The organism is Actinoplanes sp. NPDC019969 (assembly GCF_055562375.1).
Genome location: NZ_JBVHFK010000004.1, coordinates 340,822 through 354,271 on the forward strand (window position 1 = coordinate 340,822; position 13,450 = coordinate 354,271).

Annotated in this window: 11 protein-coding genes; 4 read left to right on the top strand and 7 right to left on the bottom strand. The window is 73.0% G+C overall.

Features of this window, described 5'->3' with window-relative positions; translation table 11 throughout:
* Positions 1-170 precede the first annotated feature (170 nt).
* The 6 genes from ACZ3II_RS14940 to ACZ3II_RS14965 form a co-directional block, all read right to left on the bottom strand.
* Positions 171-947, bottom strand: a complete 777-nt coding sequence (locus ACZ3II_RS14940; protein ID WP_465518194.1) for an anti-sigma factor family protein — start codon at positions 945-947, stop codon at positions 171-173.
* Positions 944-1,624, bottom strand: coding sequence for a sigma-70 family RNA polymerase sigma factor (locus tag ACZ3II_RS14945; protein WP_465518195.1), 681 nt, complete (start codon positions 1,622-1,624; stop codon positions 944-946). The genes ACZ3II_RS14940 and ACZ3II_RS14945 overlap by 4 nt, the downstream gene beginning before the upstream one ends.
* An 861-nt stretch (positions 1,625-2,485) precedes the next feature.
* Positions 2,486-3,457 carry a hypothetical protein gene (locus tag ACZ3II_RS14950; protein ID WP_465518196.1) on the bottom strand — a complete coding sequence of 324 codons (972 nt, stop codon included), beginning with the start codon at positions 3,455-3,457 and terminating at the stop codon, positions 2,486-2,488.
* Positions 3,454-5,943: an AAA family ATPase gene (locus ACZ3II_RS14955; protein ID WP_465518197.1), complete on the bottom strand. Its 2,490-nt coding sequence runs from the start codon at positions 5,941-5,943 to the stop codon at positions 3,454-3,456. Before ACZ3II_RS14955 ends, ACZ3II_RS14950 begins: the two co-directional genes overlap by 4 nt.
* On the bottom strand, positions 5,940-7,094 hold the full coding sequence (locus tag ACZ3II_RS14960; RefSeq protein ID WP_465518198.1) for an exonuclease SbcCD subunit D: 1,155 nt from the start codon (positions 7,092-7,094) through the stop codon (positions 5,940-5,942). The genes ACZ3II_RS14955 and ACZ3II_RS14960 overlap by 4 nt, the downstream gene beginning before the upstream one ends.
* Before the next feature lie 21 nt (positions 7,095-7,115).
* The gene (locus ACZ3II_RS14965; protein ID WP_465518199.1) at positions 7,116-8,861 is read right to left on the bottom strand and encodes an ATP-binding protein; all 1,746 of its coding nucleotides are present in this window, start codon (positions 8,859-8,861) and stop codon (positions 7,116-7,118) included.
* Between the two features lie 179 nt (positions 8,862-9,040).
* Here ACZ3II_RS14965 and ACZ3II_RS14970 point away from each other — a divergent pair, with 179 nt between their 5' ends.
* Together ACZ3II_RS14970 and ACZ3II_RS14975 are read left to right on the top strand one after the other, a co-directional pair.
* Positions 9,041-9,652, top strand: a complete 612-nt coding sequence (locus ACZ3II_RS14970; protein ID WP_465518200.1) for an RNA polymerase sigma factor — start codon at positions 9,041-9,043, stop codon at positions 9,650-9,652.
* Positions 9,649-10,617 (top strand): CU044_5270 family protein, encoded by a 969-nt coding sequence (locus tag ACZ3II_RS14975; protein WP_465518201.1) that lies wholly within the window; start codon positions 9,649-9,651, stop codon positions 10,615-10,617. Before ACZ3II_RS14970 ends, ACZ3II_RS14975 begins: the two co-directional genes overlap by 4 nt.
* Here the strand turns inward: ACZ3II_RS14975 and ACZ3II_RS14980 are convergent.
* Positions 10,614-11,318: a pyrimidine reductase family protein gene (locus tag ACZ3II_RS14980; RefSeq protein WP_465518202.1), complete on the bottom strand. Its 705-nt coding sequence runs from the start codon at positions 11,316-11,318 to the stop codon at positions 10,614-10,616. The two genes, ACZ3II_RS14975 and ACZ3II_RS14980, sit on opposite strands and share 4 nt — an antisense overlap.
* 288 nt (positions 11,319-11,606) lie before the next feature.
* Here ACZ3II_RS14980 and ACZ3II_RS14985 point away from each other — a divergent pair, with 288 nt between their 5' ends.
* Complete coding sequence (locus ACZ3II_RS14985; protein ID WP_465518203.1) at positions 11,607-12,317, top strand: ACT domain-containing protein; 711 nt, start codon at positions 11,607-11,609, stop codon at positions 12,315-12,317.
* 88 nt (positions 12,318-12,405) lie between these two features.
* Positions 12,406-13,428: a GNAT family N-acetyltransferase gene (locus tag ACZ3II_RS14990; RefSeq protein ID WP_465518204.1), complete on the top strand. Its 1,023-nt coding sequence runs from the start codon at positions 12,406-12,408 to the stop codon at positions 13,426-13,428.
* The last annotated feature ends 22 nt before the right edge of the window (positions 13,429-13,450 follow it).

Here is a 13,450-nt window from a genome sequence, read left to right on the forward strand (position 1 = left end):
ATTTCCGGGCAGTAGTACGGAGGGGGTGCGAAGTCGGTTGAACATTCGGGTCGATCAAATCAATGATTTTTCGGTTGAACCTTCCGGCCGTCGCGTACGTAAAAGTAAGATCCACCAGGCAAAAAATGGCCCGGCCGCTGACGCGGCCGGGCCATTTCGTGTACTGACGGTTACGGAACGCTGACCAAGGTCTCGCCCGCACCGGTCGTGGTGATCTCCTGGACCCGCACGTGCGCGATCTCCTTGCGCGGGGTCGCGGTGACCGCCTGGAGCAGCAGCGGCTTCGGGTTGGCGGCGGTGCCCCAGCCCGCGTCGGTCACGGTCCAGTCGGCGACCCGCTCGGAGGTGCCGTCGGTGTGCACCAGCAGCAGGGCGCACTTCTTCGGGCCCTTGATGCCGCTGACGGCGAAGGAGACCTGGGTGCCCCAGTCCTTCTGCAGCAGGCCGACCGCGGCCGCGACGTTGGTCCGGGTGTCGGTGCCGGTCAGGTTGTCACCGGGCAGCTTGGTGCCGCCGAGGCCGACGCCGTCGATGTTCGGCAGCGGCTCGAGCTCACCGGAGCCGCGGGCCGTGGTCTCCGGCGCGTTCGGCGTCTCGGGGCCGAGCCACTTGCCGCCGGCGAACAGCGCGCCGATCGACAGCATCGCGAAGACCACCACGGCGGCGGCCAGCGAGTAGAGCCGGCGGCTGTTGGCCCGCTGCCGCTCCACGCCGACCTCGCTCAGCATCCTGTGCAGCACCTGGCCGTCCCGCTCGGCCCGCTCGGCGGCCTCGAAGGCCTCCCCGTCGACGGTCGAGAGCACGTCCGCCACCTGGACGAACGACTCCAGCTCGTACGCGCACTGGGCGCAGTCGATGAGATGGTCCTCGAACCGGGCGGCGTCCCGGTCGTCGAGGATGCCGAGCGCGTACGACGCGACGTCGTAGTGCTGCTGGTCCTGGGTCATTCCGTCACCCCCCGCTGCTGCAGTGCGGTGCGCAGCGCACGCAGCGCGTAGTACACCCGCGACTTGGCCGTGCCGAGCGGCAGGTTCAGCGCCTCGGCGGCCTCCGGGACGGTGCGGCCGCGGAAGTACGTCTCGATCAGGATCTCCCGGTGCGAATGGCTGAGCTGCCGGAGCGCGTCCGACACGGTCATCGACTGCAGGACCTTGTCGGTCTCGTCGGACGTGGTCGGGAAGCTCTCCAGCTCCCGATCATACGTCTCGGCGGGGCGGGCGCTCGCGCTGCGATGCTCGTCGATGGCGATGCGGCGGGCCACCGTGACGAGCCAGGGGCGCAGCGACTGCTGCCCCTGGGCGCCCAGGCGGTGCGCGTTGCGCCAGGCCCGCAGCAGCGTCTCCTGCACGATGTCCTCGGCGCGCTGCCGGTCACCGCCGGTCAGCCGCAGCACGAACATCAGCAGCGGTCCCGCGTGCTCCTCGTACAGCATCTTCACGAGGGTGTCCTCGTGGCTGGGAGCACTGCTCGGAGCGGCGCCGTGCCGCGGCCCCTGCCGCGGGATCACCGTGCCCTCGTCCCGGTTGCTGTTGCCACCGTCGAGAGCCTGCCACCTACCACCGGATTGCCGTGCCATCACGCGCACCCTCTCCGGCGCGAGCCGATCCTCGGCCACCGCATGCATCGATACCTCCGCCCGGACCCTTCCCCGTCGCCTGAGATACGGCTGGGGAGCCCCGCCGGGATCAAAGCCGGGGCAGAATTTTCCGGGGCACTTGGTCTCAACGGTCCTCCGCTGCGTTCGCGATCGAGACGGACCATCGGCCGCCGATCACCCTCCGTATTGATCAACGCCGATTGGGACGCCAGGTAAGGCGGAATAATACTCACTGCCATTCGACCCTGGACAACAGCGGCGAGAATAATTCTCGCAGTCGCCGGAGAGCGTGATCTCAGAGCGTGAACAACCGATTCCAGAGCGTTGTCACGTGTGCTTAAAGGGCCCCTCGGTGAACCGATCGGGGGATGCCACAATGCCAGTCGGCCCCTTTCGGGCGACACCCGTCCGGGAGCGCTCCCATTTAAGAATTCCCTGTTCGGGTGGCAGCGAGATGCCCGAATAGGCAGCATCCGGCCACCCACGGAACCGGATCTCGCCGACGTCCCAGAAAGCGGGACGAATCACACCATCCGGCTCATCAGCTGGGCGCACCATGTTCACGATCACATCCGCCGGCGTCCGGGCCCTGCCCGCCGCTGACCGTCCGTGACCGAAAACGACCCCGTGTGTGGAGTTGCGGCGCCATGCGTGCCGCAACTCCACACACCGCGAGTCCCCGCCGACCGGCTCGGCGGTTCTTTCCAACCATGCTCCGGTACGGGCCACCCACGGTCCCGTGCCTCGCGGCGGCCACGGCAGGCGCCCCCTCACCACCGTCCCGCGGGTGCGGGCCATGCATGCCCGTCCCGGTCACCCCCCGGCTGGTTCTCAGGGCTGTCTCGGCGGCGCCGAGACAGCCCTGAGAACCAGCCGGACAACAACCACTCAGCGGGTTGTGCTGGTTGCCAGGGCGAGCGCCCGGTGCAGCACCCGCGCATCGCCCAGCATCCCCCGCAGGCGGCGTTCCAGGCCCGCGATCGGCACCAGGTTCTGCGGGGCCCGGGGATCCTTGTAGGCCGACGACGCGAACCGCGGCAACGTCGCCACCGACACGTCGGCCAGCTCGATCGCCTGCTCCGCGGTCAGCTCCGGCGAGCACTCCACCCGCACGATGCCCGACCACGGGGCGCCGGACGCGCCGGGCAGGCGCAGGTACCACGTCCAGCCGCCCCAGACCGTGCCCAGGTGGAAGACCGGGGTCCGCTGGCCCGGCCGCAGCCGGGGCACGATCGCCTCCTGAGCGGCCGGCAGATAGTGCTTCTGCTGGGTCTTCACGTACCCGATGGTGCGTGGCAGCTGCCGCCGGTTGCGCAGCGGGCCGTCCACGATCAGCAGGTCGGCGCCGTCCGAGCCGCCGTCCCGGGCCGCCGCCGAGATCTCGATCTCCAGCGCGGTCAGCGGGCCCTGCACGGCGGCCGGCAGCTTGCTCGCCTCACCGGCCCCGCTGATCCGGTGCACCTCGTAGCGCACCGAACCGGCCTGGACGTCGGTCGCGCTGGGACTGGCCGTGAACAGGCCCCGGGCGACCCGTGCGCCGGCCAGCTCGGCGACCCCGCGGGCCAGGTCGCAGCGGACCACCCCGGCGGCGTACGAGGCGGCCAGCCCCGCGTACGACGTCCCGTCCTCCTCCGCCGTCCACAGTCCGGCGTCGTTGCGCCGCACCCCGTCGACCAGGAACACCACGTCCGGCACCCGGGCGCCCGCGGGCACGTCGATCGGCGCCCACTCGGCCGCCGCCACCTCCACGTCCACGTCGACCTGGGCGCTGCTGGACGACCCCGGGCCGTCCCCGCCCTCGCCGCCCTCGAAGGACGACCCGTACGACGGGTCCCACGCGTCGACGAACATCCTGGTCACAGGCCCACCCTCTCGACGTGGGCGGTACGCGCGTCCTTGCGCACCTCGAACCGCACCGGAACCCGCTCGGCCAGCGCGTGCACGTGGGTGACCAGCCCGACCATCCGGTCCCCGCGGGCCGCGAGATTCTCCAGGGTGGCGGCGACCACGTCGAGGGTGGCCGCGTCCAGGGTGCCGAACCCCTCGTCCAGCACGATCGACTCCAGGCTGGCCGCGGTGGTGCTCATCCCGGCCAGCTGCTCGGACAGGGCCAGCGCGAGGGCCAGCGACGCCTGGAACGTCTCGCCGCCGGACAGGGTGCGGACCCCGCGGCGCAGCCCGGCGTCGTGGTGGTCCACGACGAAGAACTCGCCCTTCTCGTGCATCAGCTCGTACTGCCCGCCGGTCAGCTCCCGCAGGATCCGGGAGGCGCCGTCGACCAGCAGGTCCAGGGCCTCCTCCAGGAGCCAGCGCTCGAAGTTGTTCGCCCGCAGGTGCCCGGCCAGCGATTTCGCCACCCGGCTCGCCCGCAGCAGTTCGTCGCGCTGCTCCACGGCGGCGCGGGCCTGCTCACGCCGCTCGGCCAGCCGCTGCCAGGCGGCCTCGGCGCGTTCGGCGGCCACCGCGGCGGCCCGGATCAGCCCGGCCTCGTCGTGCGACGCCGGGCCGGGGACCCCGGCGGCGGTGAACAGGTCGACGATGTCGGCCCGGGCACGGACGGTCTCCTGGTGGGCCACGGCCACCGCGGTCTCGGCCTGCTCGCGGGCCGTCCGCCGGCTGCCGTGCTCGGCCACCGCCCAGGCGACCAGGGCCTGCCAGGCCCGGGCGAGGTCGTCGCGGTCGGCGGGCGGCGGCTCGAACCGGGCCAGCCGGTCGCGGATCGTGTCGAAGGTGCGCCACGCCGTACGCTGCTGCTCCTCGGCGGCCTTGACCACCGCCTGCGCCGAGCGCAGCGCCTCCCGTGCGCCGCGCACCGCCGTCCCGGCGTCCTCCAGGCGCCGCCGCAGCTCGCCCAGCTCGGCGAGCCGCCGCCGCAGCGTCTCGGCGTCCGGTGACCCCTCCACGGCCTTGCGCACCTCGGCGAGCCGGGTCAGGTGATGCTCGTACTGGCCGCGTTTGCGTTCCAGGTCGTTGGCGAGGTTGCGGACCACCGCGTCCCGCTCGCGCCAGCGGGCCTGCGCCGCCTCGGACTCCTCGCGGGCGGCGTTGCCGGCCTGCTCGGCGAGCCGGACCGCCGACTCGCGCGGCACCTCCGGCACCACCGTGACGGTCTGCTCGCAGACCGGGCAGGACTCCCCGGCCGTCAGGTGGCCGCGCAGCGCGGCGGCCCGGTCGGTCTGCTGGGCCTCCCGGTACGCTTGGCGGGCCTGTTCGAGCAGCTGTTGCGCGCCGACATGGTGGGCATGGGCCAGTTCGGCGGCGGCGAGCGCGTCGCGGTGCTCGACGTCGGCGACCGACACCTTCCCGGCGAACCACTCCTCCTGCTCGATCAGTTTCGCCAGCTCGTTGTGCCGGTCCAGCGCCACCCGCAGCTGACCGGGGTCGCCGGCCGCGGCCACCTCGCCGCGCACCTTCTCCTCGGCCTCCTCGGCCGCGTGCACGTCGTCGGCCGCGCGGGCCGCCGCCTCCCGGGCCGCGGCGACCGCGCCGGTCGCCTCGGTCACCCCCGGCGGGGTCCGCACCGAGGCGAGCGCCGCCAGCTCCGCGTCCACCGCGTCGCGTGCCTCGGCGGCGGCGGCCTCGGCCTCCCGGGCCGACCGCAGCCCCGGCACGGCGGCCTCGACGGCGGCAGTCAGCTCCCGCATCCGCTCCAGGTGACCGGCCGCCTCGGCGACCGCCTCGTCGGTGGCGTCGCCCAGCGTGCCGATCTGCTGCTCGACGACGCTCAGTTTCGCCTCGGCGGTCTTGCCGCGCTCGGCCGCCCGGCCCTGCACCTCCTCGTAGACGTGCAGCCCGAGCAGGTTGACCAGGATCTGCTGCCGGGTCGCCGGTTTGGCGTGCAGGAAGTCCGCGAACTGCCCCTGCGGCAGCACCACGCAGCTGGTGAACTGTTCATAGGGCAGGCCGACCGCGTCGAGCACCGCGGCGTCCATCTCGGCGGGGGTGCCGGCCAGCACCTCGCCCAGGTCCTCCAGGTCCATGCCGGTGTCGAGCTTGGTGACGTCGAAGCCGGGCGGCATCAGCTGCAGCCCGGCTCCCGCGGTCTTCACGTTGCCCCGCCCGTCGCGCCGGACCACCCGGGTCGCCACGAACCGGTCCCCGGCCGACTCGAAGACCAGGCGCACCCGGGCCTCGGCGGCGGACGGCGCGAGGGCGTTGCCGATGCCCCGGGCGCCGCCCCAGCGGGGCACCGTGCCGTAGAGGGCGAAACAGATCGCGTCCAGCACCGTCGACTTGCCGGACCCGGTCGGGCCGACCAGGGCGAAGTAGTCGGCGTCGGTGAAGTCCACCGTCGTGTTGTCCCGGAACACCGTGAACCCGGCCATGTCGAGCCTCAGTGGCCTCATTGGTTGCTGCTCACCTCGTCGTACAGCTCGTCGAAGAGCTCGCGGACACCTTCCTCGGCGTTGCCGCGACTGTCCAGGTAGTCGCCGAAGAGCTCGCGCGGGGACCGGCCGGCCCGTTCCGCGGCACGGGCGCCGGTGCGGCTCGGCAGCATGTCCGGGTCGATGCGCACCTCCAGGGCGTTCGGCAGGAGATCCTGCACGTCCTCGCGGAGGCCCGGGCGCGGCGCCTCCCGGACCAGGACACGCAGCCAGGCCTCCGGAAGGTTCACCGTGGCGAGCTGTTCGAGGGTGCCGCGCACGGTCCGCAGGGTGAGCGCCGAGGTCACCGGCACGTCGCGGACGTGGGCCGCCTTGTCGGTGGAGACGTCGACGATCGCGACCGAGCAGACGTTCTCCTCCTCGCCGAAGTCGACGGCGAGCGGGCTGCCCGAGTAGCGGGTGGGACAGGGCGAGATCACCGACTGGGTCCGGTGCAGGTGGCCGAGGGCGACGTAGTGCGCGGTCGGCGGGAACACCGTGGCCGGCACCGCGTAACCCATGATGGTGTGCGCCTCGCGCTCGCCGCCGCCGGTGCTCGCCCCGACGATCGTCAGGTGCGCGGTGAGCAGGTTGACCACGCCCGGCTCCGCGAACGGCTCGCTGATCTTGGCGATCAGGCGGGCGACCAGGTCCGCGTACGTCTGGTTGGCCTCGGCGGCGGTCAGCTCGTACATCTCGGCGGCGCGGATCGCGTACCGCTGGGAGAGGAACGGCAGGGCGGCCAGCCGCCACCGCTCACCGGCCTCCGTGGTCCCCTCGATCAGAAGATCGTTCAGATCGCCTTTGGGGTACGACCCGCGCAGCTCGATGCCGGCCGCGTCGGCCCAGGGCCGCAGCGCGTCCAGGGCGGCCCCGTTGTCGTGGTTGCCGCCGATCGCGACCACCCGCGCGCCGGTCTTGCGCAGCGCCGACAGCGCGCGGGTCACCAGCCGGGTGGCGTCCGCGGTGGGCGCGGCCGTGTCGTAGAGGTCACCGGCCACGATCACCAGGTCCGGCCGCTCCGCCCGGGCGATGTCGATCACCTGGGCGAGCACGCGCGTGTGCTCCTCGAAACGGCTCTTGCCCTTGAGAACCTTTCCGACGTGCCAGTCGGAGGTGTGCAGGATGCGCATCGCTGAACCCTAGTCCGGTCTCTAGAACGGGATGTCGTCGTCGGCGCCTGGTCGCCCGCCGACCACCGCGAACGGGTCGGCGCCCTGCACTATCGAGCGCAGCGTCTCGGCCGGCGGCGGGCCGGACTCCGACTTGCGGGTCGCCCAGGCCGGGAACGGGAACTCCACACAGAGCGGCACCGGGATGTCCGGCTGGTTCACGAACATCGTGCCGGGCCGGGCCAGCAGGGCGCGCTGGCGCATCGCGGGCGGCAGGAACCCGTATTCCGGCCTCGACGCCTCGGCCGGGTCGAGCCGGCCGACCACCCGGATCGCCGAGTTGGTGACGATCCGGCGCTCCACCTCGCTGGCGGTCTGCTGGGCGCCGATCAGGATCACGCCGAGCGAGCGGCCCCGCTCGGCGATGTCCAGCAGCACCTCCTTGATCGGGGAGGAACCTTCCCTGGGCGCGTATTTGTTCAGCTCGTCGAGGACGACGAAGAGCAGCGGGCGGCCGGTGCCGGACTTCTCCTTCTCCTCGAACTCGGTCTTCAGCGTCACACCGACCACGAACCGCTGCGCCCGATCCGGCAGGTTGTGCAGGTCGACGACGGTGACCTGGGCGCTGTCGGCGGTCTTGATCTGATGCGGGCGGCGCTGCGCCAGGTCGCCGCGGATCAACCGGGACAGGTCCCGCTTGCTGCCGATCAACCGCCGGGCGAACGCGTTGACGGTGCCCATGTTGACCGCGCTGCCCGCCCAGGTGGACCGGGTGTCGTCGTCGGTGAGCTGCTCGACGATGTGGTCGACGAGATCCTGGTACGAGCTGATCCGCTTGCCGTCGATGCTGACGCCGCCCTCGGCGGGCACGGCGTAACGGTTCAGGTGGGCGGTCACCGAGTGGACCACCATCGTGTACTGCTGGCGTTCGTCGTCGGCGTCGGCGAACACGTACGGCAGGAGTTTGTTCTCGCAGAACTCGGCGAGGGTCCAGTAGAACGAGTCGACGCCGGTCAGCCGGCTCGCCACGTCGGGCGCGCCGGACGACTCGCCGGCCCGGGGCGGGGCGTAGACCCGGACGTCCGGGAAGGGTGCGGCGGGCAGACCGAGAAGCGCGTACGCCTCCCGGGTCCGGTCGTCCAGCTTGGTGTTCGGGTGGTCGAGGAAGAGCAGGTCCTCGCCCTTGACGTTGAAGATCAGGGCGCGGGCGTTGGTGCCGTCGGCGCCGAGCTGACCGGAGCGGAACACCGAATAGAGCAGGAACGTGGCGAAACTGGTCTTGGTCGCCACGCCGGAGATGCCGGAGATCGACACGTGGGCGCCCCGGGTGCCGTCCAGGAAGTCGGCGTTGAGGAAGACCGGGACCCCGTCGCGGCCGGTGCCCATCGGGACCCGCCGCTCCATCCGGTCGAAGTGCAGCGCCGCGTCCCGCGCGTCGCCGGACGCCCGGTGCACCACGGCGCCGGGGGCGGGCGGCACGTAGAGCTCCGGGTCGACACGGGTGGTGGTGATCTCGGCCGCCTCCTGCACCATCGCGGGCAGGGTGCCGTCGGCGATGGCGAACACGTCCGAGTCGAACTGGGCGCCCTCGTGCCGCGCCCGCACCTGGGTCACCACCCCGGCGATCGTCACCGGCTCGCGGTCCGGCAGATCGCGCCGGGTCACCACGACGTCGTCGAGCTGGAGGTAGCTGCCCGGGGTGACCGCGGTCCAGAACTGCAGCGGCGTGGCGTCCGCAGTCCCGAGCACGCGTCCGACGGGGGAAGTTTCATCAGACACGGGGATCATGTTGCCTCAGAGGTACGACAAAATGCCCGCGCCCGTGACGTTCCACAACCTGTGGTGTCCATCAGACGAGTTACGCACAAGATCTTGAACCCGCGTGTGAGGCGCGCCCGGTTTCGAACCGATCGGCCGGGATCGGTCAATGACCGGGTGACGGAACACCCCACACCGGAAAGGGCGCCATGACCCGAGCAGCCCGAAGCACCCCGGTCGACACCGAACCGGACCTGCTGTTCATCCTGCGGTCCGCGGACGACCCGGAGGCCTTCGGCCGGATTTTCGACCGGCACGCCGACGCCATCCACCGCTACCTGGCCCGGCGGGCGGGGCGGGTGCTCGCCGACGATCTGACCGCCGAGACGTTCCTGATCGCCTTCCGGGGCCGGCACCGGTACGACGACAACCAGCCCGACGCCCTGCCCTGGCTCTACGGGATCGCCGCGAACCTGCTCCGGGGTCACCAGCGCACCGAGGTACGGCAGTACCGCGCGCTCGCCCGGACCGGCGTCGACCCCGCGCTGGAGAACCCGGACGACCGGATCTCCGCCCGGGTGACCGCCGCCGCTCACGTCCGCGCCCTCGCCGTCGTCCTGGCGAAACTGCCGGTGAAGGAGCGCGAGGTGCTCACCCTGGTCAGCCAGGCGCAGCTCAGCTACGCCGAGGTGGCCCGCGCCCTGGACATCCCGGTCGGCACGGTCCGGTCCCGCCTGCACAGCGCGCGCCGCCGGATCCGCACGGCACTGCGCGACTTCCCCGGCCTCGAACTCGATCTCACGAACGGAACGGTGGCATGAACGACCTGGACCTGCTGGAGGGCTTCCGCGCCGAGGCCGCCCCGATCTCGCCGGAGGCCCGCCGCCGGGCCCGCGACGGCATGTTCACCGGCGCCCGCCCACGGACCCGCCCGGCGGCGGCACGCTGGGCCTGGCGGATCGGCCCGGTGACCGCGTTCGCCGCCACCGTCGCGGTCGCCGCCGTGGTGGTGGCCCGGCCGCCGGAACCCACCCCGCCACCGGCGCCGACCGCGCGGACCGTGCTGACGCTGGCCGCCGCCGAGGCCCGGCAGGAGCCGGTGCTGCCGGCCCGCGCGGACCAGTTCGTGTACGTGGAGTCGCTCCTGCGGTACAGCGGCACCACCACGCACCACGACGGAACGGAGACGATCGAACCGGCGCAGTTGGAACGCCGCCGGGCCTGGCAGTCCGCCGACGGCACGCGGGACGGCCTGGTACGCCAGGAACGGGTGGACCCGACGGCGGCGCCGCTGCCCGCCCGGGACGCGAGCTTCGCGCTGGACCGCTGCCAGGGCATCGCGGCCGGTCAGCCCTGCCCGGTGCACCCGGCCTATCTGCGGGACCTGCCGACCGGCGGTGCGGCGATGCGGGCCCACCTCGAGAAGCTCTACACCGGCGGGCAGCCGAAGGACCGGGGCGTGTTCGTGGCGGCCGCCGAGGAGCTGCTGGCGGAACGGTACATCCCGCCGGCGGCCGAGGCGGCGATCTTCGAGGCGCTGGCCGGCGTGCCCGGGACCGAGGTGCACGAGAACGTCACCGACCTGGCCGGCCGCGAGGGCATCGCGGTCGGGCACGTCCTGGACGGCTCCCGGTTCGACCTGATCTTCGACGCGCGAACCTACCGTTACCTGGGCGAACGCGAGGTGCTGACCAGGCCGTACGGGAACGTGCCGGCCGGCCACGTGAACGGGGAACGTGCCCGGATCGGGATCGCCGTCGTCGACCGGGCCGGGCAGTTGCCCTAACTCCGGGCGTACCGCAGAAAAAGCATGTCGTCGCGGGTCAGCGCGTGCCGCAACGACATCCGGCGCGGTGGGACCGGCGGGCCGTGCGCGATCCGGCCCGCCGCGCCGCCCACCAGCAGCGGGGCGACCGTCAGGCACAGCTCGCCGACCAGGTCGGCGGCGATCAGCGCACCGAGCAGGCCAGGGCCGCCCTCGCAGAGCAGCTGGCCGGCCCCGCGCCCGTGCAGCAGCCGCACCGCGGCCGCCAGATCCACCGCGTCGTCGCCGAGCCGGATCACCTCGGCCACCTCGGCGATCGGCGGGTCGGCCGGCGCCGCGTGGTGGGTGAGCACGATCGGGCGGACCGGCGCGTCCGAGAAGATCAGCTGCTCCGGGTCCAGGTCGAGGGAACCGGAGACGATCACCATGAGCGGGAACTCGGGCAGGCCGTGCGCCACCCGCCACTCCCGGGCCGGGGCGGTCAGCCGCAGCGCGTCGTAGCCCTCGGCCCGGATCGTGCCGGCTGCCACGATCAGGGCGTCGCAGACCATCCGCAGGGTGTCGAAGACCTCCTTGTCGCCGGGGCCCTGGAGCCCGGCGGAGAGACCGTCGACGGCGACCGCGCCGTCGGCGCTGGCGATGAAGTTCACCCGAAGGAGTGGCGCGTCCACCCGGGGGTAGCGGGCGACCAGTTCGTCCGCCGAGGACGGCAGGACGTTCATGGACCGGGCGGGCCGGTGACCGGCGGGACGGGTTCGGGCTCGCGGTGCTGGCAGTCGCACCAGGAGCCGCCCCGGCAGCCGTCGTGCCGCCGCTCCCGGCAGGCGTCACAGATCATGCCCCGAGCCTATCGCCCGATTCTGCCGCTGGTCGCGCCCGGCGTGACACACGCGGGAGGTGAACCGGCATCTTGACGACCGGGACACGGCCGTGCAATCGGTCCGAAACGCCACTTCGGCAGGGTGGTGAGGCAGGACGGCGCCACCGGCCGTCGCGACGGGAGGAGTTACATGTTGCTGCGGGTTCGAATCACCCTGCCGGACCGTCCCGGAGCGCTGGGCCAGGTCGCGCGCACCCTCGGCGTGGCCGGCGCCGACATCGTCCAGGTCGTGGTGCTGGAGCGGCTGGGCGGCCGGGCGGTCGACGACTTCACCGTGGTGTGGCCGGGTGCCTCCCGGGTCGAGCGTCTCCTCGCCGGGCTCGCCGCCATCCCCGGCGTGCAGGTGGACGGGGTGTGGAAGGCGATCGGGGCCCCGGTCAACGGTGGTCACGACGCCGAGCTGCTGGCGCAGGTCGCGGCGAACCCGGCGGACGGTCTGGCCACCCTGGTCGACGCGGTCCCCGGGCTGCTGGCCGCCGACTGGGCCGCGGCCGCGATGGTGCCGGCCGACTGGGCCGCCCGCACCGGCACCGGCGACGCCACCGGGCCGGGCGTGGTCTATGCGAGCTGGCGTGCCCCGTCCCCGCTGCACCTGCCCGAGGTGACCCCGCTGCGTGCCCGCCCGATGACCGAGCCCGGCGGCGCGCGGTACGCGGTCGCCCCGTTCGGCCGGGCCGGGCTGGTGCTGGTGGTCGCCCGCACCGATGACGACGACCTGCCGGCCGCCGCCTTCCACGTCACCGAGGTGGACCGGATCGCGCAGCTGGTCCGGGCCGCCGCCGTCATCCTCGGCGACCGCCTGGACTCGGTGGTCACGCCCGCCGCCGCCCAGCGCATGTGATCGTCCTAACCCCGGGGATCCGGGCATGAGCAATACCGGCGCAACAACGGCGGGGCACTCTGGAGGTGGCAGGAAAGGAGTGCCCCGAATGGCTTTGTGGCGTGTCCGGGCCACGGTCGACGACCGTCCCGGTTATCTCTCGGTGCTGACCGCGAGCCTGGCTCTGCGGTCGGTCAACATCCTCGCCGTCCAGGTGCACACCACCGAGGAGGGCGCGGTCGACGACTTCCTGGTGGACGCGCCGGACCAGCTGACCGAGGCCGACCTGCTGGCCGCGGTCGCCAAGGGCCGCGGGCGGGACGCGTTCGTGACCCGGGCCGACCCGCAGGGCCTGGCCGACCAGCCGACCCGCGCCCTGGCGCTGGCGGGCCGCCTGGTGCACGAGCCGGATTCGCTCGGCGAGACCCTGGCCGCCCTGCTGGACGCGGCCGAGGTCCGCTGGCGGCCCGGTTCGCCCGACGACCGGCCCGGTTTCCACGGTGGCCGGATGACGCTGGCCGACCCGTCCGGCGGTTCCCTGGAGGTGCTGCGGGCGCTGCCGGCGTTCACCCCGGCCGAGTTCGCCCGGGCGCAGGCCCTGGTCGAGGTCGCCGCCGGCATTCACCGCCGGCAGCGCGAGGAGATCGCCCTGCTGCTGCCGGACGGCGCCGAGGTGACGCTGCGCCCGGCCGGGCCGGACGATCTGGCCGCCGTGACCGAGTTCCACGAGGAGTGCGCGCCGATGACGCTGCGGCAGCGTTTCCCCGGTGGTGTCCCGGGCACGGAGCGGCTGCGCCGCCTGCTGGAGCCGGCCGCCGGGCGGACCCTGCTGGCGGTCGCGCCGGGTGGCGCCGTGGTGGCGATGGCGAGCCTGGTCGCCGAGGGCGACCTGGGCGAGCTGCACGTGCTGGTCACCGACGAGTGGCAGCGGCGCGGCATCGGCACGGCGCTGTTGCGGCGGCTGCGGGCCCACGCCGCGCGGACCGGTGTGGTGGCGCTGGTCGCGCACACCGGCGCCGGCAACGCGGCGATGCTGCGCACGCTGCGCCGGGTCGGCGCCGGGCCGATCGAGCGGGACGGCGCGATGGTCACCGTCACGCTGCGCACGGCCACCGAGCGGGTCGCGGGTTAGAGCGTCCCCGTGTGTGTATCTC

What these genes read in the sequence shown, in the direction of transcription:
- ACZ3II_RS14940 (WP_465518194.1), bottom strand. Translation starts at nt 947, where the DNA reads ATGACCCAGGACCAGCAGCACTACGACGTCGCGTCGTACGCGCTCGGC.
- ACZ3II_RS14945 (WP_465518195.1), bottom strand. Translation starts at nt 1,624, where the DNA reads ATGCATGCGGTGGCCGAGGATCGGCTCGCGCCGGAGAGGGTGCGCGTG.
- ACZ3II_RS14955 (WP_465518197.1), bottom strand. Translation starts at nt 5,943, where the DNA reads ATGAGGCCACTGAGGCTCGACATGGCCGGGTTCACGGTGTTCCGGGAC.
- ACZ3II_RS14960 (WP_465518198.1), bottom strand. Translation starts at nt 7,094, where the DNA reads ATGCGCATCCTGCACACCTCCGACTGGCACGTCGGAAAGGTTCTCAAG.
- ACZ3II_RS14965 (WP_465518199.1), bottom strand. Translation starts at nt 8,861, where the DNA reads ATGATCCCCGTGTCTGATGAAACTTCCCCCGTCGGACGCGTGCTCGGG.
- ACZ3II_RS14970 (WP_465518200.1), top strand. Translation starts at nt 9,041, where the DNA reads ATGACCCGAGCAGCCCGAAGCACCCCGGTCGACACCGAACCGGACCTG.
- ACZ3II_RS14975 (WP_465518201.1), top strand. Translation starts at nt 9,649, where the DNA reads ATGAACGACCTGGACCTGCTGGAGGGCTTCCGCGCCGAGGCCGCCCCG.
- ACZ3II_RS14980 (WP_465518202.1), bottom strand. Translation starts at nt 11,318, where the DNA reads ATGAACGTCCTGCCGTCCTCGGCGGACGAACTGGTCGCCCGCTACCCC.
- ACZ3II_RS14985 (WP_465518203.1), top strand. Translation starts at nt 11,607, where the DNA reads ATGTTGCTGCGGGTTCGAATCACCCTGCCGGACCGTCCCGGAGCGCTG.
- ACZ3II_RS14990 (WP_465518204.1), top strand. Translation starts at nt 12,406, where the DNA reads ATGGCTTTGTGGCGTGTCCGGGCCACGGTCGACGACCGTCCCGGTTAT.